Source organism: Rhizobium sp. O111 (assembly GCF_055616315.1).
The window spans coordinates 72,150-91,950 of the sequence record NZ_JBSHXL010000004.1; the positions used below are offsets into that span (position 1 = coordinate 72,150).

The following is a 19,801-nucleotide window of genomic DNA, read 5'->3' on the forward strand; positions in this document are numbered from 1 at the left end:
TCTCAAGGGCGACGGCTACTTCGGGAAATGACTGAGCGTCCTAGCCGCTTCGCCACAACTGTCGGCAACCGCGGAAAGTAAGATTAATCCTTGTCAACAGGCAAACCTCGGAAATGCTCCATCGCATCGTCAAGTCGCACCCACTTATGTTTCGATTGTTCAAATACCGACAGGGCAGGTGGTTCGAAGCTGAGATCCGCAAATGATCCCACCGCCACGCCGATCCAATCCGGGGAAGCATCGGCCTGCCAATAGACGGTCGAGCCACAAGTTGGACAAAAATGCATTCGGACCTTACGGCCACTCTCAGCAGTGCGAACGAACTCTGTGGAGGCTCCCGATATTTCGACGCTGTCGATCGAGTAGAACGCATTAGCGCTGAACGGCGCCCCAGTTCTCCTCTGGCAAGCGAGGCAGTGGCATAGCGCAGTCAATTTTGGCGGCTCGCCGACTTTCAATTTCAGAGCGCCGCAGGCGCATTCAGCATCGTGCATGGTACATCCTCCAGGGTGCACCCTGGGATTCTTGTCAAGGTTGAGGGATGAAGCCGCAGGCCCGAATGGCAGTTCTTTGCCCGGGCGGTAGAACGGGGCAAATATCCACTGTCACTTTAGGCTCTCATATATGAGCCGGATTGTAGATCGCGGATATTCCCAAGTCTAGCGGGGATTTGGTCGAAATTATCCAGAAGGCCGAACAGCGTCGTCGCCAAACCATGACGCCCATCGGCTGTGTCTGTTTTGCGCAGTCAAGTCAGTCCGGTGCCTATTGCGGCGTTTCTCCTGGGCCTGGAGGTGAGCTTCGCCCCATTCGGCCGGCGCAGCTGTCCTCAGATGCTCAAGCAAATGTATTTGATTTCGATGTAATCCTCGGTGCCGTACTTCGAACCTTCGCGGCCCTGCTCGGACTGCTGATGCCGCCGAAGGGCGCCACTTCGGTGGAAATCAGGCCGGTGTTGACGCTGACCATGCCGTATTCAAGTGCTTCGGCGACGCGGAAGATCTTCGAGACATCCTTCGAGAAGAAGTAGGAGGCCAGGCCGAACTCGGTGTTGTTGGCCATCTCGATAACCTGTTTCTCCGTCTCGAATTTGAACAATGGTGCCACCGGACCGAAGGTTTCCTCGCGGGCAACGATCATCTCGCTGATGACGCCGGTCAGGATGGCCGGCTGGAAGAAAAGGCCGCCCTTCTCATGCGGCTTGCCTCCGACAGCGATCTTCGCGCCCTTCTTAAGCGCGTCCGCGATGTGTTCCTCGACCTTCTCGACCGCTTTCTCGGTGATCAGCGGGCCTGCATTGACGCCCGATTCGAAGCCATCACCTACCTTCAACGCGCCAACCTTTTCGGTCAGTTTCTTAGCAAACGCGTCATAGACGCCGGCCTGGACGTAAAGGCGGTTGGCGCAGACGCAGGTCTGACCGTTGTTGCGGTACTTGGAGACCATGGCTCCCTCGACCGCCGCGTCGAGATCGGCTTCGTCAAAAACGATCAAGGGTGCGTTGCCGCCAATCTCGAGGCCCAGCTTCATGATCTGTTCGGCGCCCTGGCACATCAGGTTCTTGCCCATGCCTGTCGATCCGGTGAAGGTCAGCTTGTGGACCTTGTCGTTCTCCGCGAACTACTTGCCGATCGCCGGCGAGTCCTTTGAGGTGACGACGTTGCAGATACCAGCCGGGAGACCTGCACGCTCGGCCAGGAGCGCCAGCGAGAGCGCCGTTTCCGCTGCTGGCTTCGAGATCATGGCGCAGCCGGCGGCCACGGCCGGCGCAAACTTGCGGGCCAGCATGGCGTTCGGGAAGTTCCAAGGCGTGATCGCCGCGACAATGCCGATCGCTATTTGATGACGATGATGCGCTTGTCCTGTTGGTGACCCGGAATAGTATTGCCATAGACGCGCTTTGCCTCCTCGCCGAACCATTCGACACAGGACGCGCCGTAGAGGATCTCGCCCTTGGCCTCGGCCAGCGGCTTGCCCATTTCCATGGTCAGGATCGTGGCGAGGTGGTCAGCATTGGCGACGATCAGGTCGTATAATTTGCGCAGCACGGCTGCGCGCTCCTTGCCGGTCTTCCGCGCCCTGTAGGCGGCATCGATCGCACGGGCCGCCTCGGCCCGGTTCATGTCCGGCAGCGTGGCGATCAACTCGCCATTGGCGGGTTCGTCACCTTGGAGGTCTTCCCGCTGTCGCTCTTGGCAGCCCACCTTCCTGCAAGAAAAGCTTTGTCGCTAACGAGAGAGGTGGCGTTCAACTTCGATACGAGTGTGTCCGAGATGGTCATTAGGTAACTCCTGCGCATTTGGGGACAAGCTGCACGTTCACGTCGTTTAAGTTGTATGATAGTCGACATTCTACTCGCCCGAGGGAATTATTGTCATTGTCGCGGCAATGACATGTTGTATGATGTCACGATGATTACAAACCAAGAAACAGGCCATGATGACTGTGTTCAAAAGTGATATGGGCAAGATCGAATATAAGCCACTTAACGAGCGCGCCTACGACTCGATTAAAAGCAGTCTGATCTCAGGAGAGTTCACTCCACGGCAGGTACTTGTGATCCGTACGTTGGCAGAAGCTTACGGCATTTCCACGACTCCTATTCGTGAGGCTTTGCAACGGCTTGTCGGGGAAGGACAACTCGTCATGCTGGCTAACCGATCCATTGCAGTCCCCGACTGGGATGCCGCCAAATTCGTGGAGCTCTTCCGGATTCGATGCGAACTCGAGGGCCTGGCCGCCGAGCTTGCCACGAAGATCCTGCCGCCGCGGGTGATTTCCGAGCTAGCGGCACTGTCTCAACAACTTGGTGACGCCGCCAAGCGCGAAGACCACGCCGACTACGTCTCTCTTAACCAACGCTTCCACTTTACGATTTACCAGCATGCCTCGTCGCCTCGTTTACTTCGTATCATCGAGAATCTATGGGGTGAGGTTGGCGTCTATATGAACGAGCTCTTCTCACACCCCGGGTACGGCTCAATCGCCAACGAGGAACATGAGCACATTGTCAGGGAAATCCGGAATGGCAACGCTTCCGAGGTGCGACGCCATATGGTGGCCGACATCTCGAAAGCCGCAGACTTCCTTCTCCCAAGGATCGAATTTCTCGCAAACGAGGAGAAAACGATCACCGCGCAACTCCGCTAACGGCTGGCAAATGGGACTTCCAGGGATGATGATCCTCGACTTGAGCCGCGAGTTGAAGAAGAGTGGTTTCGTCCCCGTGCCTGGCAACGTACTGGATCCCCACAGGAAGACCAGCTTTAGACCGATGTAGTTTGTTGCGAGCGCTGACAGGCCTCCGGGTCAGGGGCAGGACCCCAGTTGGCCCCCCCCCCCCGCGTGACGCCATTTTTCAATTCATCGGAGATTGTGTGCTAAGTGACAACCAACTCTGCTCCGGCTTCTACGTTGCGGAAGGATCGCCAGGAGAATTGTCTGAAGTAACGTCTAGAAATGCTGCCGTGTCCCGGACTGTAGGGCTTTTGCAAAGCGTATATACACAACCGAACCACGCATCAGCGATATCTGGACCATAGGTAATCCGGCCACGTGATCGTTTGAGGCCGACAACCCGCAGCACAATGCAGGAACTCGGATCGATCCGGCTCCGTCCGAACCTTCTGCGACTGCTACGAAACGTGCAGCAACTGCCGCCGCTGCGCCCCCCAGGACCCATCAGCGGTCCGCGATGTGTCGAAAGGATTCCGCGTCTTTCCATGAAGCCTATTCTCGGTGCCTATGGACCATACATTTTCCGGCGCGCTTGAGCGGCCCTGTTTATGCACGAGAGCGGAAATTGGCCGCAATGGCAAGTGAATTAGCCCCCGAAAGGCCCGGACATGCTCCCCCACTTAGCTAAGTGTGTAGGAGTAATGTTGGTAATATGACTAGCAGCAATTTTAAGATGGAAGTTCTCTCCGGGCCGGAACGTCGGCGGCGCTGGAGCACGGCAGAGAAGCTGGCGATCATTCAGGAGACCTATGAGGCGGACGCGACGGTTAGCATCGTTGCCCGGCGTCACGGCATCCAGCCGAACCAGTTGTTCGCCTGGCGTAAGCTGGCGTCCCAAGGGGCACTAACGGCGACGGCCGCCGAAGAGGAGGTCGTTCCGGCTTCCGAATACCGGGCGCTTCAGTCCCAGGTGAAGGAGTTGCAACGCCTGTTGGGCAAGAAGACGATGGAGAGCGAAATCCTGAAGGAAGCTCTCGAAATCGCCAACGGCCCAAAAAAACAGATGTTGCGTGCGCTCTCGCTTCCAAGGGGGATTTTGGGATGAAGACCGTCTGCGAGACTTTGGGTGTCGCCCGGTCGAATATCGCCGCGCGTGCCGCAGGCTCCCCTTCCAGAGCCAGAGGACGGCCACCACTCCCGGATCGGGAACTGGTGGAGGAAATCAAGGCCATCATCGCCGACATGCCCACCTACGGCTATCGGCGTGTCCATGCCATCCTGCGCAGGAATGCGCGGAAAGACGGGCGTTCGTGGCCCAATGCCAAGCGCGTTTACCGGGTCATGAAGCTGCACAATCTGCTGCTGGTGCGCCACACCGGAGCGGTCGACAAACGCCTCCACGACGGTCAGGTCGCTGTCGAACGTTCGAACATCCGCTGGTGCTCCGACGGCTTCGAGATCGGCTGCGACAACAAGGAGAAGGTCCGTGTCGCCTTCGCCCTCGACTGCTGCGACCGTGAGGCTATCGCTCATGTCGCCACCACCGAGGGCATCAAGAGCCGGGACGTGCAGGACCTCGTGATCACCGCCGTCGAGAACCGCTTCGGCCGCATCAACATACTGTCCGAACCCATCGAATGGCTCACCGACAACGGTTCCTGCTTCATCGCCAGAGACACCGCATCCTTGCTCCGCGACATCGGCATGGAACCGTGCACGACGCCGGTGCGAAGTCCGCAATCGAACGGAATGGCCGAGGCGTTCGTCAAAACCTTCAAGCGCGATTACGTCTCGGTGAATCCAACCCCAGACGCCGAAACCGTCATGGCGCAACTGCCGTTCTGGTTCGAGCATTACAACAATCTTCACCCTCACAGTGCTTTAGGATATCAGTCACCGCGCGAGTTCATCAGCTCGAAATCTCACACCTGAGCATGTCCGGTCTTTTGGGGGCAACTCCAGCAAGACCGTGGAGCAGCCAAGCTCGGTCTTCGCGTCTAATCTCGGGAGGCCTCGATCTACGCACGTCATGCATTGGATGCCGTCACTCGGAGGTAATCGTGTAGGCGAGGGAGCGGAGCATGTGGCTCCGCCAGTATCGATCGCCGCGCGTTAACCGGCGGAGATGCATTCTCAGGCGCTAGGGGCTGGCATTATGTGAAAGACGAGAGAAAATCACGGCTGACAGCAGGCGTCGCTAGTCGAAATTGCGTCTTTTCCCCGCAAGTCCTCACTCAGTTTGCGCGATGCGCGGAGGCAGCCACTCGCAAAAAAAGTCAACAAACGCACGAACTTTGGGGACGCGATAGCGATTTGGAGGCCAGAGGATATTGTACGTGCCTCGACGTTCCATCTGCCCATCAAGCACGGTCTTCAGCGATGTGTTAGCCAAACTGGTCGTTAGAATGAAACTCGGAAATGCTGCGATACCTCCGCCGGCGAGCGCCATGTCAAAGAGAGGTGCATTGATTGTAGAGGTAAGGCTAATGGGCGCTTCAAAATCTGGTTCGCTTGGGAAGGGCCACGGTACAAGCCGCCCATTCCAGAATTTTTGCCGAAGGCAGGTGTGCGTGAGAAGGTCTGCGGGGCTGCGCGGTTCTCCGTGCGCCTGGAGGTAGGCTGGCGACGCAGCGAGGACCCAGTCGAAGCTACCGAGTTTTCGATGAATGAGCCTTGAAGTTGAAAGCTCGCCAGTCCTTATCACCACGTCGTAACCCTCCTCGATAACATCGACCAGGCGATCACTGTAATCGAGCTCCAAAACGATACCGGGGTGAAGCGCGGTGAACCGCGCCATAACAGAAGTGAGGAGCTCTCCCCCGAGTGGAAGGCCGACTCGTAGATGTCCACGGGGTTCCTGCGAGACCTCCGCGACCTCGTCCTCGGCAGCTTTCAATTCCTCAAGAATATTGCGCACGCGACCGAGATAGATGCTGCCCGCCTCGGTTAACGACAGACTCCGCGTCGTACGATGAAAAAGTGCACACCCAAGCTGCATCTCCAACCCTGAGATCGATTTGCCTATCGCAGAGGACGTAATCCCGAGAGCGAAGCCCGCACCCTTGAAACTGCGGAGCTCGGCCGCTGCGACAAACGCTCTTAGGGCTGCAACGCTCTCGACATTCGACCTTATTACCAACTTTTCCTCCGCGGAGTTTTTCATTTTGGATGATTTATCTTTAGTTTGTTCTTGCCTAGGTTCGAACGGGTCGGAAGCTGCATAGCCAATAGCGGTGCCCCGAAGACCTTGCCTAGTGGCTCACTTGAGCCGATGCCAACTCGAAAGTGGGGATAGAGGTTTCGACTAGGCGGTATCGCGGGTAGATGCTGCATCTGAGCGCCACCCCTTGCTCCCAACAGATGGCGGGGATTTTGGTTCGCGCGGCTGACAGTATGGCTCTGCGAAAGCTAGCCGCAATTTTGCAAACGTTTCGAAGGACCTATGACTTCATGTCCACTTCTTCCGCTCAGTCCACAAGTGATGTACATCTGCCTTCCACCAAGCAAGTACATATTGCCGTGCTATTCGCGTTGGGTGTTTCCCACCTATGCAACGACACGATACAGTCCATCATCCCAGCCGTATATCCACTTGTAAAGGCAGAGTTTTCCCTCGATTTTATGCAGATCGGCATAATTACACTTGTGTTCCAGATTGCGGGAGCCCTTTTCCAACCGGCGATAGGCCTCTACACAGATCGTCATCCGCTCCCGTACTCCGCGGCTTTCGGCATGATCTTCACTATGGCTGGCCTTGCTGCGCTGGCTTACGCCTCCTCCTATCCGCTAGTGCTAATTGCTGTCACTTTGATCGGAATTGGATCATCAATCTTTCATCCCGAGGCAACCCGCGCTGCCCGCTACGCGTCCGGGGGAAGGCAGGGCCTGGCGCAAGGAATCTTCCAAGTCGGTGGACAGATTGGCGGCGCGTTGGGACCACTAGCCGCTGCGTTCTTGATTGTGTCGAACGGTCGACAAAGCGTCGCCGTATTCACAATCCTGGTTGTAATCGCGATTTTTCTGCTTGTCTGGACCGCCCGTCAGTCCGATCAGATCAAATCGCACTTTGAGGCTTACAAAAAGGCCGCGGGCGAAGCTGGCAGCATTTATCCGCGCCGAGCCGTCATTATTGGGATGGGCATTTTGACCGTTCTAATGGCCTCTAAGCTCTCCTATCTCGAAGGGTTCCGCTCTTTCTACACCTTTTACTTGATCGACCGCTTCAACGTGTCCGTCGAAACATCCCAATTGATGCTTTTTGTATTTTTCATATCTTCAGCCGTTGGCGTTCTGCTGGGCGGATTAGTGGGCGATAGGATCGGGAGGTATCAGATCATCTGGATCTCGATACTCGGTCCACTGCCGTTCACTCTACTTCTGCCCTTTGCAGATTTCTTTTGGACTGGCGTGTTAACCGTGGTGATCAACCTTCTGATGGCAAGCGCGTTCGCTTCGATCATGATCTACGCCATGGAACTGGTACCTAGCCGTATAGGGCTCATAGGCGGTCTCTTTTACGGCTTGAACTTCGCGATTGGTGGCGTCGCCGCTGCTTTGCTGGGATCATTGGCTGATCGCGTTGGGATCGAAGGGGTGTACAGCGTTTGTTCATTCCTGCCAGTTGTTGGCGTTCTAGCCGTGTTCCTACCGCGTCTTCGTAGCAAACGCTCATGATTATACGGACACAAGCACGTTGAGGTACCTTGCGCTCGGCGGCGGCCAAGCATGTTCGAGAAGCGCAATTAATTAGATAGTTGGCATGGGACCAGCTACCTCCCCTGGTTCAGCCAACCAGAATGCCGCCGCAGTGTCGGCGGCATTCTGTTTGAGCCCCCGCGTCGAAGCTAGCCGTATTGGCGCCCTTGAGCTCGGCGGCTGCATGGCCTTTTGACTATAGCCCGAACGACGATCGTCCCGGTGAGCCAGTAGGTCATGATGTCTGTGATCAGCCCGTCGCGACCAAAGCGTGCGTCGGTCTCTTCCGCCGCCCATGCCCGCCATGAAGCTCATGATCCAGGCGGCGAGGCCGACTGGCGAGTGGTTCATGGCAAAGACAGACTTTGCGGCTTGGTAGCGCGCAGATTTAAGGCGCCATGAGCGAAGAACCACTGCTGGATGGCCGCGGCATAGGCCTGCTCGGGCGGGGTAAGCAAGGCAAAGTCGGTGACCCGTCGGGGCGGCCGACATCGGTCAAGTGGTAGCCGAGCAGCTGCTCGGATGATGCTGAGCCAGCGACATCGAGATGATCGAGCCGCTGTCGCCGCCCGCGACGATAAACCTGCCATAACGCCGGGTCTCGTTAATGAGCTTGGAGAAGAGGTCAGCGACCCGGTCCATCGGCAGCGCCGTGCGGATTGAAGAGCCGGAGCCGGCAATGGACGGACAATGACATGGAAGTTCTTCGACAGCGCGCCGTTGTGTCAGGCGGCGGTTTGGAAACGGTTGCGTCGACGACCACCGCGGTGTTGGTGATCAGCTTGCAAACCCATGCCATCGCCGCCAGGTGGAAACGGCGATACTACTCACGGAAGCAATTCTATTAGCACTGAAGCTGCCTCGCTTATGTCACGGCCAGTTGCCTCCGATGCCGCGCATGCGTCCTTTCGCCTAAGGGCGTTTATCATCTTCTCGTGCTCGTCGTTGGCAATTGAATGGTATCGGCCTTCTTGCGCTAGGCCATTGAGCCAAGGACCGGTTCTAAGCCAGCATAGGCCAATCAACTGTTGCAGATAGGGCAGGTTGGACGCTTCATAAATTGTAAAATGAAACGTTTGATTGTCTGCAAGGTAATCTGGGAACGAACGATTGTTTATTGCCACTTGCATCCGTGCCGACAACGCATGAAGTCGGTCACAGAGTTCTTCCCCTGCACGAGTCGCCGCCGCTTCGACAGCTAGGCGTTCTAGTCGAAGACGTATGTCGGTAACTTCGACGAACCGGTCGCGGGTCATCACCGGGACCTGGATGCTACGATTGGCCGCCAGCTGCAGAGCGCCCTCTGCGATAAGCCGTTGCAAGGCCTCCCGCACCGGTGTCGACGAGATACCTAAGCTCGAGCCAATGCCGCGGATGGTTAAAGGCTGCCCAGGCGCGAGCCTGCCGGTCAGTAGCGCGTTGCGCAACGCAACGTACGCCTGTTCGTGCAACGGCTCCGACGTTAACTGAGTGAACTCCATTTGCTCTTCCAAGTTTGGGCTGCCAAAAGAAGCCGTCCGCGCAATGCGAACGTGGCCACTCCTTGGCATTCGGAGTAGACGAGCACATGGCCGGGATTTCCCACTAATGCTCGTCGGTCAATAGGCATTGAAAGCCGCTTTGATGGATTCTACGAGCCGCTCCGCGTCGCTGCGGCCAAGGACTAGAGGGGGCCGAATTTTCAGAATATTTGCCCCCGGTCCGATTGCGCTTATCAGGGCCCCGTTTTGACGGAGATGGTTTACCACGTGGCTCGCAAGTCCGGCGTTGGCCTTATCGCCATCGATGCATTCCACAGCAAGGAACAGCCCCGCGCCACGCACTTGTGCGACATCATCACGCCCGGCGGTTACCTCACTAAAGCTCTTGAGGAGGAAATCTCCGACGGTGCGCGAATTTTCCTGTAGGCCTTCCTGCTCAATAACGTCGAGTACAGCCATTCCGGCTGCACAAGCCACCGGGCTGCCGCCGAAAGTGTTGAAGTATCGTGCCTTTGTCCCAAACTCTTCGACGAGCTCAGGTCGTAGTGCGAGCCCGGCTACCGGAAAGCCATTTCCCATCGGTTTACCCAGACTTACCATATCTGGAACAACGTCGTGGCGCTGAAATCCCCAAAAAGTCTCGCCTGTTCGGGCGAAACCTGGTTGCACTTCATCCGCGATAAAGAGTCCCCCCTCAGCTCGAATGAGCTCAACGGCGGGTTTGAGGAAACCCGGAGGATCAACATAGAGCCCATCGCTGGAGAAGATTGTATCAACGACGAACGCAGCAGGCTCGATGCCGTCGCGGCGCATTTCGGCGATGGCTGCGGCGAGGTCGCGAGCGAGTAGCGCTCCCTGTTCCTCCGGTGGGACGCGGTACGAATCTGGCGCGGGGATCAGTCGAACCCTCGGTCCACGATGGACGAATTCACCTAAGGCAGGGGATATTTCCGAAACCGCCTCGGTCACGCCGTGATAGGCGCGGTTCGTCACGATGACGCCCTGTCGCCCAGTGTACGACCGCGCGATCCTCAGTGCGAGGTCATTTGCCTCCGAGCCGGTACAGGTGAACATCATGTGGCCGAGCGCGTCAGGCATGGATCTGAGCAACCTGTCCGCATAGGCGACCACGCCATCATGTAGATATCGGGTATGGGTATTGAGGATGCCGAGCTGGCGTGTGACCGCCTCAACGACCTTGGGGTGGCAGTGCCCCACGGATGTCACGTTATTGTAGGCATCGAGATAGGCTTTCCCCTTGTTGTCATAGAGCCAGACGCCTTCGCCGCGGACAAGATGAAGGGGCTGCTCGTAAAACAGACGATAGGCAGGTCCAAGAACTTGGTTTCGATGCTCGATCAAAGCCACGTCCTCGGCGTCGAGAGCCGACAGGGTATTGGGATCAAACGCATTGACCATGGTCATTGTACATACTCCTGTGTGGCGGAAAGGGCGGCGGCGCGTAACGCGCGCGCGGTCGGGACGACGCCAATTTCGTCGATAACGTCGAGCCCGCGCAGTGATGCGGCGGCGTTTCGCATAATGTAGCTCGCATTTTCAGGATAACGCCTTGCGCGCCACGAGGTGATGGCGAGCGTTGTAAGATGACGCAGCCGGATTAAATCCGGCAACAGCGATAGTTCGTCCTCATCAAGCGGCAGCACGCTGACGTAGCCGCCAACCATATCAGCTGCACGACGCAAAGGTTCCGCGTCATCCGTAATGTGATAGGAGCAAGCGACAGCTAAGTCACAAATGATCGGTGTGTGTACCATATCGCCGAAATCAATGATCCCGGTCAGACGGGACGCATCCACTTGGTCAACCACCAGGTTGTGGGGGTTAAAGTCATTGTGAACGATCTGGGTGCGAAAGTGCGGAAGCTGTGGAGCGATTTCAGCGTCGAAACGGTCGAGTAGCAAGGCTAACCGCGTGCGGAGCTGGCCATTTTCGATGGCTTCCAGCATGGGACGCAGTCTTCCAGCATGCTTGATGTCCCATTGCAGGGCGTGGCCCGCTGCCGGATGAAAAAAGCCGCGCAACGCCTTTGTCAACTGTGCAAGCAGGACGCCAATCTCCCGGTAAACCGTGGACCTCGGATTGGCTGCATGTAACATCGTGCCATCGATAAAGGTCAGCAACCGCGCGACGTGTTCTTGCCCAGATGGTCCCTGGATAATCTCCCAAGGTTCGCCGGACAGGGTTTGGCATATCCGCTGCACGGGCAGTGAAGGATCGACGGCTGCGATATGCGCAAGAGCCGCGGTCTGCATGGCAGTGACATCGCGATCTTCCGCCACGTTTGTGATCTTGAGCAACGCCTGCTCGCCGCTTGTTAGGCGGACGTAGAAGTTGGAATCTCGTTCCGATGATAGCATCCTTATCTCGCCGGAAACGCCAAATACGCGCTTGGCAATATCGCTTGCTTCTTCCGGGGAGATCCCTGGTGGCGCAACCGACAGAAGCGAACTCTCATCGGCGTTTCCGGTCGGAAATGAGGAGAAGCAATCGGTCGAAACAATAAATGGCGGCAGCTCAGAGGAGACGCCAGCTCCGCCCGCTCGAGGATTAATGACCACGGTTGTATCCTTTGGTTATGTATCGGGCCGCACGTCAGACCGAAGAGTTACTGCCGCCGGCAAGGCACTCGCCACCATCAACCACCAGCGCATGACCGGTGATAAAGGACGAGCGGTCCGAGCAGAGAAAGAGGACAGCTTCGGCGATCTCCTCCGGCCGACCGAAGCGGCCCATTGGCACGAGATCGCGCACGACGTTTTCCAAAGCCGCGCGGCCGCCGAGCTGGGCCTCGTACGGACCATTGAACGGCGTATCGACCCAGCCGGGGCAAAGTGCATTCACCCGGATGCCATCGCGGGCGTAGTCCAGTGCGATCTGCTTCGTCATGGTTATAACGGCCGACTTGGTGGTGATATAGGCAAGCATCCCTTTGTCGAGGAACACGCCGGCATTCGAGGCGGTATTGAGGATAACGCCGCCGCCCTGTGCCCGCATGTGCGGCAGCGCCGCCTTGCAGGCCGTGAACTGCGCTACGACGTTGATCTCGTAGCTTTTGCGCATGTCGTCGGCATTTATCGCTTCCAGCGCGCCTCCGATTTGGATCCCGGCGTGATTGTGCAGGATATTGAGAGCGCCGTGTTCGCGGACGAGCTTGGCGAATACCTCGGTGACGGCGGAATCGTCCGCTACATCCATCACGGAGGACGCGGCCAGGCCGCCGGCGGCGAGGATGGCCTGCGCAGTCTCCTCGGCCAGTGCCTCGTCTCGGTCGGTCACCATCACGAAGGCACCGTTGGCCCCAAGGATAAAGGCGGATTGCCGCCCGATACCGGAGCCCGCTGCGGTCACGAGCGCGGTTCTGCCGCTGAGGATCTTTTCGCTCATGGAGTGTCTCCGACATGGCGCAAGCTGCGCTCGGTCTTCGCGTCAAACAGGTGCACGGCCCCGATGTCGATATAGAAGCTACGCACTTCGCCGCGTTCAGGCGCGGTGCCTGGTTGGAGACGCAACGTGACTTCCCGGTCGGCGAGATCACCGATGACGTAGACCTCGGCGCCGCACGGTTCGATCAGCGACGCTGTGATGGTGAAGGTCGGCCAATCGGAACGCCGCGCCTCCAGGTGGAACGCTTCTGGCCTGACGCCGAGCAACACCTCTCGACCGCGTTCCTCCTTCAGGTTAGCGAAGGCTGCCGGAAGAGGGAAGGAGAGGGCACCGTCGACTGAGATGAGGCCATCTTTGATCTTCGCGGGCAGGAGGTTCATGGCTGGGGAGCCGATGAATTTTGCAACAAAGGTGGTGGCTGGGCGATTGTAGAGATCATCGGGCGAGCCGATCTGCTCAATGCTGCCGCCCCGCATGGCGACAATCCGATCAGCAAGCGTCATAGCTTCAATCTGGTCATGAGTAACGTAAATCACGGTCTGCTTCTCTTCCAGATGCATGCGCTTGATCTCGGCTCGCATCGTGGTACGGAGCTGCGCGTCGAGATTGGAGAGAGGCTCGTCAAAGAGATAAACCGCTGGCTCGCGCACCATCGCGCGGCCCATGGCGACACGCTGACGCTGGCCACCGGAGAGGTCCCGGGGCTTGCGTGCTAGCAGGTGTTCGATATGCAGCATCTTTGCCGCTCGGTTAACCTGCTCGTTGATTTCTGCTTGCGGGACCTTGGCTAGCTTTAGGCTGAAGCCCATGTTCTCCGCAGCGGTCATGTGCGGGTAGAGCGCATAGGACTGGAAGACCATTGCGATGTCACGATTGCGCGGCGAAAGATTTGTTACGTCTCTGTCGCCGATGCGGATCGCACCGGCAGTGGTAGTTTCCAGCCCGGCTATCATGCGCAGCAATGTGGTCTTGCCGCAACCTGAAGGCCCGACCAACACGACGAATTCTCCGTTGGCGATGCTCAAATCGAGATCGCGTATGATATCGACGGTGCCAAAGCTCTTAGCAAGCCGAACCACTTCTACCTGGGCCATGCGAAATTTCCTCTTCTAGAATCTCTTTGAAAAAAGGCCGCGTCGTTCACAGACATCGGCAGCCTCTTCAATCAGGTCGGCTATGCGGGTTGCGCCATAGTCGCGCCGCATAAGCACGGCGCGCTCGCGCAGCTCAGTGGCGGATTTTGCGCGGCCGGGACGTAGCAGTTCGTAAGTATCGAGCAGCATGTCCTGCGGGACAGCCACCAGCTCGGCGGCGCGCTCGAAATTCTCGGCCAGACGGTCGCGGTTGGTGGCGCGCGCCACATCGGCCTGCAAACGCAGCGCGTCGGGCGTGATCGCCAGATCTTGGGCGGTGATCCTGCCTTCCAGGACGGCGTCGACCGTGAAATCCTCGAGGCCCAGCCCAGTCTTACTGCGCACCAGATGCGGCGCTTTTTCGGAGAGCGGGTAGAGTTCGCGTGCATCGGTGCTCATGAGTTTCGCTCCGCGCTATTAAAGAACATCTCTTCCGGCTCGGCGCCGGGTTGGGTCATTTCCGTTTCGATTGCGTAAAGTAGCGCCACGCGCGGGTGGAACCGCGCCCCAAGCGCTTGCCCATCATTGGTCACGATAATTGGTTCGGGCGTTTCGCCCCAGGTCATGCGCCCGGCGTTCCGGCCCATAGCGCGGTATTGCTCCAGTGACACCAGCGGTGCGTTGGAAAACAGTTCCAGGTTCATATGCGGCAGCCGGTCGCGATGGTGAATTATCGCGGTTCCCTTTGCCTGTATTCCGATGCCATAGCCCGAGCCCGCGAGATGTGCAGCGCTAAGGCCAAGGAATGACGTGTCCGCCGTATGGCGAATCCGCACTACGCGCGGCATGCCACCACCTTCCAGCACGCCCCGCGTCAGTGCTTCCAGCACGTCGGCTACGGCATGGCCCGCTGTCGTGCGGTGAAGGCGTTCGCCGAAGGCCGGAGAGATGCCGATCACCACCTCGTGGGGGTCTACGCCCTTCTCTGCCTTGCCGATCGCATAGAACTGGGCCGACCCAGTTGGAGGCTCATGGCTGCCTTCCGCGCTGAGGACATGATCGCGATTGATCGTGCCCCTGACTGCTTTCACGCGATTCCATCGCGCCTCGTTCATCCGGTAGCCGGTGCCCGGCCCTGAATAATGGTTCGGCTCGTTCACGGCGCTGACGACCTTGCCGTCGCGCAAAATAGCAGAGGTCTGAAGGTAATCGCCGCTGATGCGCTGGCGCAGCATGTTCATCAGGTTCTCCGCCATTTGGCGATGGCCGCGCAGCGCCAGTGCCCGCACCACGTCGAGCGCCGTCAGGCCGCGCGCGGCTATATCGCGGCTGATCTCCAGGGTGCGGACCGGGGCAAAGGTGACCGTGTCGTTGGACCCGGACGCGTGGATAACGCTGTCTTTCATGTTAGGCTCGGTTTTCGCGAGACCGAGCTCATCCAGCACATCGTCAAGCGCGTCTACCGCCTGACGCCGCACATTAAGTGCGTCCTCCTCGGCTAGCGGAGCAAGCCCGCCATCCACTTCAAAATCTCGCTGCAGGACGAGGTAGTCTTCCATCTCCTCGGCATTGATAAGCGACGGGTTGAAGGAATTGTCATAGGCGCGAATAGAGCCGAAGCCTGAGGTGATGAGGTCCGACCCGGCGAGCAGATAAGGTGTAATCTTCGCGCCGATCCGGATCTCGGATTCCGAAGTTTTCGTGTCATTGCCGGAGGCGCATTCTAGACCTAGCCATACCGCAAGCAGATTCTCCGCCATCAACTCGCGAACGCCGCCAGGCATCGAAGCCGTCAAAGGCGCGCCGTCGACGCCGCCGTTCTGAGTGCCCTGGACGCCCATAGCACGCTGGAGACAAAGACACCGAGCCTCAAGGTAGAGCACCGAGCATTTTTCATGAAAGCCCATCAGTAGTTCGGCCCCAGCACCGGAGGTGCAGCGCGCCTTGATGCCACGTGAGGCATAAGCGGCGGCCAGAAACGTTTTCGACCATGGCGTATCGTCGCCATCAATGAACGTCCGTTCGCTGCCATATACGGAAACGGTCTCCGCATAAGTGGCAAGCCCAGCGAGACCGATCTTGAGTTCCTCGGCCTCCTCGATTGAGCATTGAAACAACGTGCTGCCGCGGCCGGTAGCGGCGCCCACCGTGCAGGCGAGCGCATTGGCCCAGGCGTTGCCTGCCACGCGCATTGTGGTTTCAATCTCGTCAAAACCCAGCGCGACCGCAGTGGCGGAGTCCGCCGCCAGTTGAAGTGGATCGTCCTTTGCATTTGTGACGTGCGCCTGGTTGCCTGGGCTGTGCCGCTGACGCATCTTGGAATAGGCGAAAGTAGCTTCCAGCGCGGAAAGGTCACCTACCACTTGCGCCAGCTTGGCGGGGGTCATGCCGCGCGCTAGCCGCTCCAGCTCCCCGCGGGGTACGTTCACGTCGACAAGCATCCGTGCAACAGCTGTGCTGTCCAGCGCCATGGCTTCCGCCGCGACAGTTCGGTCGATGTGGTGTGCGGCAATGAACGCGTCGAGAATGTCGAAATCGGCGGCTTTGCGTCCGTCCATCTCAAGGATCTCGCCATCTGGTCCGAGTACCAGCCCGGGTTCAGGGTCCCAAGGCGAGTGAAACACGGCAAACCCGTTCTCTGGGCTTTCCTCGGAAAAGCTGTCGAGGCGAAGGGGGCGCTTGTCCCATTCTTGAATGCGCTTCCAGCGCTGTTGATGATCGTGCGTCACATCAGTTCTCCCGCATGATGCGCAACAGAATGACCGTCAGGACAATCACCGCCGCGAGAAGAATGAACGAAACGGCGGCTGCCTGGCCGATATCGAGAAAGCGAAAGCCGAGGCGATAGGCGTAGAAGCTGATCGTCTCGGTAACCTTGCCCGGGCCACCCTGTGTCAGCATGTAGATGAGGTCATAGCTCTTCAACGCAGTGATCATGCGGATGAGAAGCGTTACGAGGATGACGGGCTTGAGCATCGGAAGCGTGACGTGGCGGAGAATTTGAAACGCGTTCGCACCGTCAATGCGTGCTGCCTCAACTGGGTCCTGCGGCAACGATTTCAGCCCGGCATAGAGCATGATCAGCATAAGCGAAGTCTCAGTCCAGACATCGACAAACACCACAGTGGCAAGGGCGAGATTGGGATCACCGAACCAGCCCTGGCCCGGGACGCCGACCAGCGACAGTAGCCAATTGATGATCCCAAGGTTTGGATTGAACATCAGTCGGAACATCAGCGCGACAGCCACCGGAGTCATGAGGATCGGCAGCATCAACACCATGAGATAGAATTCGCGGAACTTCAGCCAGGATTGGTTCAGGAGGAGGGCAAGGCCGAAAGCGAGCAGGAATTCAAGGACAACGACGGTCACCATAAGTTTCATCGTGACCCAGGAGACGCTGGCAAACTCACGCGTCATGATGACAGCGTAGTTCTCGAACCAGACAAGGTCTCCCATGCCGTAGGTGATAATGTACTCGTGCAGGCTGAGCCAAAATGAATAGAGAAGCGGTCCCGCCACCACTAATGCCAACACAATGATTGTCGGCGTCATGAACAGCAGTTTGTAAAATCCCGTCGAGAACCCGTCCGACTTACGGGCCGGGGCCGAGGAGGTTTGGCCTGCGATCTGGCTGGCGCTTGTCATGATTTGGCATCCGTGAAACTTGAGGAGTAAGCGCTGCGGCCGACGAAACGTCCAGCCGCAGCTATTTCGTATGAGGCGACGTTCACTTCAGCAGCGGATCGCCTTTAGTCAGGCGGGCAAACTTGTCCTCAGCATTGGCGACGGCCGTGGCCGCGTCAGTGCCGTTGGCGAGGACGTCACCCATCACCTCGGCGAAGACCTCTACGAGCTGGGTGGCGCGCGACATCACCGGCAGGCCCTTGGCGTGAGCGAGCGCATCGCCGACCGCAGCCATCTGAGGCCAACGCTTGAGGTATTCCGCGTCGTCATAGATCCAGGTCTGGGTCGCCTGACCGCCGGCCAAAGCGCGCTTTTTCGCGATGTCTTTGGATTCCACCCATTTGATGAACTCCCAGGAACAATCTGCATTCGCGGCATTGGTAGGGATCGCCCAGCCCCAAGCGCCAAGCAGGCTGTCCTGGCCAGGCATACGCGCAAAACCCACTTTGTCGACCACCTTGGATTCCTTTGGGTCCTGCAGGGTGGGCATCAGAAACAGGTAGGAGATCGCGAAGACGGCCTTGTCCTGCTTCAACGCATTGGCAACGTCATCGAAATTCGCGCCAAGCGCGCCCGGCTGCGCGGCATTCGAGAGTAGGTCAGCGTAGATTTTCACCGCCTCGATGCCTTCTGGGGAGTTCAGAGAGGGCTCCCAAGACTCGCGGTTGTAGAAGTCACCCCCAAGCGAAAAGACGTAGTTTGTCGCTTCCATTACGACCGGGTCGGCGCGCTGGCCGGCCATTGCGATGCCTACCTTGCCGGTTTGCTGACCCGCCCACTTTGCAACGTCCGCAAATTCCTGGAGCGTCTCGGGAAGGCGCCAGTCGCGGCCAAACTTCTCCTTATACGCGGCCTGGAACGCCGGGTCCTCGACGATGTCCTTCCGGTAGAGCATGCCCATCGCATATTGCCAGAACGGCAACATGTAGGTGGTACCCTTGACCTTGCCATTAATTTCCATCAGCGCGGGATAGTACACCGATGTGTCGATCTTGTCGGCGGCGATGCGTTCGTCGAGGGGCTGGATCCACTTGGCGGTAACGAATTCGCCCGCCCAATAGCTATCCACCGCAAGCACATCGTAGGAGCCTGAGGAGGCGGTCAAGGAGGGCACGAGCTTCTCATGCATCAGAGTGTAGTTGACCGCTTCGATGTTGAGCTTCGCACCCGAGAGCTTCTCAAACTCTGGGCCTACCGCAATCAGCGCGGTGGTATCGGGGACGGTTTCGAGCAAGAGGTTGAGTGTTTTTCCCTTGCAGACGGCGGCAGGATCAGCGAGCGCTGTCGAGGCGGCAAGCAGCGAGGCGGCCATCACGCCAAGCCTGGTTGTGATCATTCGGGGCATGCTTCGATCTCCTTTTTGCGTGTTGAATGCAGGATTGGACCGTCGTCCCGTTTGTCAGTTGGTCAGCCTTTGACCGCTCCGAGGTTCAGCCCCGAGACGAGGAAACGGCGCATAGCGAAATACAGAATTGCCATCGGCAACATGGCGAGAATGGTGGCCGCGCTTACCGCTCCCACAGCTGTACCCTGCTGGGTAACCAGACTGGAAATTGCGACGGGTAGCGTTTTTGACTCATTGCCCGATAACATCAAAGCAAAGAGAAACTCGTTCCAGCTCAGTACAAAGCTGAGAATTGCGGCTGCACCGATGCCCGGCAGTAGCGCTGGAACAATGATGCGGATGAACGCCGTCATAGGTGTGCAGCCGTCAATCAGCGCTGCCTCGTCCAGTTCGCGGGGGACGCGCTTCATAAAGCTCATCAGAAGCCAAACGACATAAGGTAGGTTGAAGGCGAGGTATGTGACGATCAAGCCGGTGCGCGAGTCGGTCAGGCCGATATTCTTGAAGATCAAGAAAAAAGGGATGACCAGGACAATGGGCGGCATCATCTGCGTGGCGAGGATGACGATCGGCATCGCGTTGCCGCCGGCCTTGTAGCGATCGATAGCATAGGCGGCAAACGCGCCGATGACGACCGCGAGCGCCGTGGACGTTAGCGCGATGATCAGGCTGTTTAGAAAGAAGGCGCCAAAGTTCATCTCGAAGATGATCGTTCTGTAGTTATCGAGAGTCGGCGTAAAAAACAGCGCAGGCGGCAGCTGATAGGCGATCACCTTGTCGGCGAATGACGTCCGCAGCACCCAGAGGAGAGGGAGGACAACGAAGAGGGCGCAAACTCCCAGAATGAGATGCGTCATTATCCGTGCGAAGAGTGACGGTTGCACGATTGCTCCTCCGTGTTATAACAAATACCGTATCACGTATATGAGATCATACCC

The 19,801-nt window shown here is 58.0% G+C and carries 16 protein-coding genes and 1 pseudogene; 3 read left to right on the plus strand and 14 right to left on the minus strand.

The features are described from left to right. Nucleotides 1-83 precede the first annotated feature (83 nt). Together ACVTFQ_RS31860 and ACVTFQ_RS31865 are read right to left on the minus strand one after the other, a co-directional pair. Nucleotides 84-494, minus strand: coding sequence for a GFA family protein (locus ACVTFQ_RS31860; protein WP_142859809.1), 411 nt, complete (start codon nt 492-494; stop codon nt 84-86). A gap of 335 nt (nt 495-829) precedes the next feature. Continuing rightward, nucleotides 830-2,281, minus strand: a pseudogene (locus tag ACVTFQ_RS31865) (NAD-dependent succinate-semialdehyde dehydrogenase). Between the two features lie 155 nt (nt 2,282-2,436). On the opposite strand from ACVTFQ_RS31865, the gene ACVTFQ_RS31870 reads away from it, so the two are divergent. Continuing rightward, the gene (locus tag ACVTFQ_RS31870) at nt 2,437-3,150 is read left to right on the plus strand and encodes a GntR family transcriptional regulator (RefSeq protein ID WP_142859807.1); all 714 of its coding nucleotides are present in this window, start codon (nt 2,437-2,439) and stop codon (nt 3,148-3,150) included. 303 nt (nt 3,151-3,453) lie between these two features. On the opposite strand, the gene ACVTFQ_RS31875 is transcribed toward ACVTFQ_RS31870, so the two are convergent. Continuing rightward, the gene (locus tag ACVTFQ_RS31875; protein ID WP_236774525.1) at nt 3,454-3,675 is read right to left on the minus strand and encodes an amidase family protein; all 222 of its coding nucleotides are present in this window, start codon (nt 3,673-3,675) and stop codon (nt 3,454-3,456) included. A gap of 214 nt (nt 3,676-3,889) precedes the next feature. Between ACVTFQ_RS31875 and ACVTFQ_RS31880 the strand changes: the two genes are divergently transcribed. Beyond that, nucleotides 3,890-5,109 (plus strand): IS3 family transposase gene (locus tag ACVTFQ_RS31880; protein WP_269703770.1). Its coding sequence is split into 2 segments (ribosomal slippage): nt 3,890-4,226 and nt 4,226-5,109, totalling 1,221 coding nucleotides; the frame shifts between segments, so codons are not numbered across the junction. Between the two features lie 298 nt (nt 5,110-5,407). Here ACVTFQ_RS31880 and ACVTFQ_RS31885 read toward each other — a convergent pair. Next, the gene (locus tag ACVTFQ_RS31885) at nt 5,408-6,340 is read right to left on the minus strand and encodes a LysR family transcriptional regulator (RefSeq protein WP_142859805.1); all 933 of its coding nucleotides are present in this window, start codon (nt 6,338-6,340) and stop codon (nt 5,408-5,410) included. A 287-nt stretch (nt 6,341-6,627) separates the two neighbouring features. On the opposite strand from ACVTFQ_RS31885, the gene ACVTFQ_RS31890 reads away from it, so the two are divergent. Beyond that, on the plus strand, nt 6,628-7,851 hold the full coding sequence (locus ACVTFQ_RS31890) for an MFS transporter (RefSeq protein WP_142859803.1): 1,224 nt from the start codon (nt 6,628-6,630) through the stop codon (nt 7,849-7,851). 848 nt (nt 7,852-8,699) lie between these two features. Here ACVTFQ_RS31890 and ACVTFQ_RS31895 read toward each other — a convergent pair. The 10 genes from ACVTFQ_RS31895 to ACVTFQ_RS31940 all read right to left on the minus strand — a co-directional run bounded on the left by ACVTFQ_RS31895 (nt 8,700) and on the right by ACVTFQ_RS31940 (nt 19,747). Further along, entirely contained in the window at nt 8,700-9,353 is a 654-nt protein-coding gene (locus ACVTFQ_RS31895) for a GntR family transcriptional regulator (protein ID WP_161991865.1), read from the minus strand. 117 nt (nt 9,354-9,470) lie between these two features. Further along, on the minus strand, nt 9,471-10,778 hold the full coding sequence (locus ACVTFQ_RS31900) for an aspartate aminotransferase family protein (protein ID WP_142859799.1): 1,308 nt from the start codon (nt 10,776-10,778) through the stop codon (nt 9,471-9,473). Next, nucleotides 10,775-11,932 carry a phosphotransferase gene (locus ACVTFQ_RS31905; protein ID WP_142859797.1) on the minus strand — a complete coding sequence of 386 codons (1,158 nt, stop codon included), beginning with the start codon at nt 11,930-11,932 and terminating at the stop codon, nt 10,775-10,777. Before ACVTFQ_RS31905 ends, ACVTFQ_RS31900 begins: the two co-directional genes overlap by 4 nt. 34 nt (nt 11,933-11,966) lie before the next feature. Beyond that, on the minus strand, nt 11,967-12,758 hold the full coding sequence (locus ACVTFQ_RS31910) for an SDR family NAD(P)-dependent oxidoreductase (RefSeq protein WP_142859795.1): 792 nt from the start codon (nt 12,756-12,758) through the stop codon (nt 11,967-11,969). Beyond that, nucleotides 12,755-13,852: an ABC transporter ATP-binding protein gene (locus ACVTFQ_RS31915; RefSeq protein ID WP_142859793.1), complete on the minus strand. Its 1,098-nt coding sequence runs from the start codon at nt 13,850-13,852 to the stop codon at nt 12,755-12,757. The genes ACVTFQ_RS31910 and ACVTFQ_RS31915 overlap by 4 nt, the downstream gene beginning before the upstream one ends. 15 nt (nt 13,853-13,867) lie before the next feature. After that, nucleotides 13,868-14,290, minus strand: a complete 423-nt coding sequence (locus tag ACVTFQ_RS31920) for a diol dehydratase small subunit (RefSeq protein WP_142859791.1) — start codon at nt 14,288-14,290, stop codon at nt 13,868-13,870. After that, entirely contained in the window at nt 14,287-16,560 is a 2,274-nt protein-coding gene (locus ACVTFQ_RS31925) for a propanediol/glycerol family dehydratase large subunit (protein ID WP_206666274.1), read from the minus strand. The genes ACVTFQ_RS31920 and ACVTFQ_RS31925 overlap by 4 nt, the downstream gene beginning before the upstream one ends. A 1-nt stretch (nt 16,561) precedes the next feature. Further along, entirely contained in the window at nt 16,562-17,479 is a 918-nt protein-coding gene (locus ACVTFQ_RS31930) for a carbohydrate ABC transporter permease (protein ID WP_142859790.1), read from the minus strand. An 82-nt stretch (nt 17,480-17,561) separates the two neighbouring features. Then, a complete protein-coding gene (locus tag ACVTFQ_RS31935) occupies nt 17,562-18,863 on the minus strand; it encodes an extracellular solute-binding protein (RefSeq protein ID WP_142859788.1) in 1,302 nt (433 codons plus the stop codon). 62 nt (nt 18,864-18,925) lie between these two features. Beyond that, nucleotides 18,926-19,747: an ABC transporter permease subunit gene (locus ACVTFQ_RS31940; RefSeq protein WP_171520492.1), complete on the minus strand. Its 822-nt coding sequence runs from the start codon at nt 19,745-19,747 to the stop codon at nt 18,926-18,928. Nucleotides 19,748-19,801 lie beyond the last annotated feature (54 nt).

What these genes read in the sequence shown, in the direction of transcription:
- ACVTFQ_RS31885 (WP_142859805.1), bottom strand. Translation starts at nt 6,340, where the DNA reads ATGAAAAACTCCGCGGAGGAAAAGTTGGTAATAAGGTCGAATGTCGAG.
- ACVTFQ_RS31915 (WP_142859793.1), bottom strand. Translation starts at nt 13,852, where the DNA reads ATGGCCCAGGTAGAAGTGGTTCGGCTTGCTAAGAGCTTTGGCACCGTC.
- ACVTFQ_RS31895 (WP_161991865.1), bottom strand. Translation starts at nt 9,353, where the DNA reads ATGGAGTTCACTCAGTTAACGTCGGAGCCGTTGCACGAACAGGCGTAC.
- ACVTFQ_RS31935 (WP_142859788.1), bottom strand. Translation starts at nt 18,863, where the DNA reads ATGCCCCGAATGATCACAACCAGGCTTGGCGTGATGGCCGCCTCGCTG.
- ACVTFQ_RS31930 (WP_142859790.1), bottom strand. Translation starts at nt 17,479, where the DNA reads ATGACAAGCGCCAGCCAGATCGCAGGCCAAACCTCCTCGGCCCCGGCC.
- ACVTFQ_RS31900 (WP_142859799.1), bottom strand. Translation starts at nt 10,778, where the DNA reads ATGACCATGGTCAATGCGTTTGATCCCAATACCCTGTCGGCTCTCGAC.
- ACVTFQ_RS31920 (WP_142859791.1), bottom strand. Translation starts at nt 14,290, where the DNA reads ATGAGCACCGATGCACGCGAACTCTACCCGCTCTCCGAAAAAGCGCCG.
- ACVTFQ_RS31870 (WP_142859807.1), top strand. Translation starts at nt 2,437, where the DNA reads ATGATGACTGTGTTCAAAAGTGATATGGGCAAGATCGAATATAAGCCA.
- ACVTFQ_RS31890 (WP_142859803.1), top strand. Translation starts at nt 6,628, where the DNA reads ATGTCCACTTCTTCCGCTCAGTCCACAAGTGATGTACATCTGCCTTCC.
- ACVTFQ_RS31910 (WP_142859795.1), bottom strand. Translation starts at nt 12,758, where the DNA reads ATGAGCGAAAAGATCCTCAGCGGCAGAACCGCGCTCGTGACCGCAGCG.
- ACVTFQ_RS31860 (WP_142859809.1), bottom strand. Translation starts at nt 494, where the DNA reads ATGCACGATGCTGAATGCGCCTGCGGCGCTCTGAAATTGAAAGTCGGC.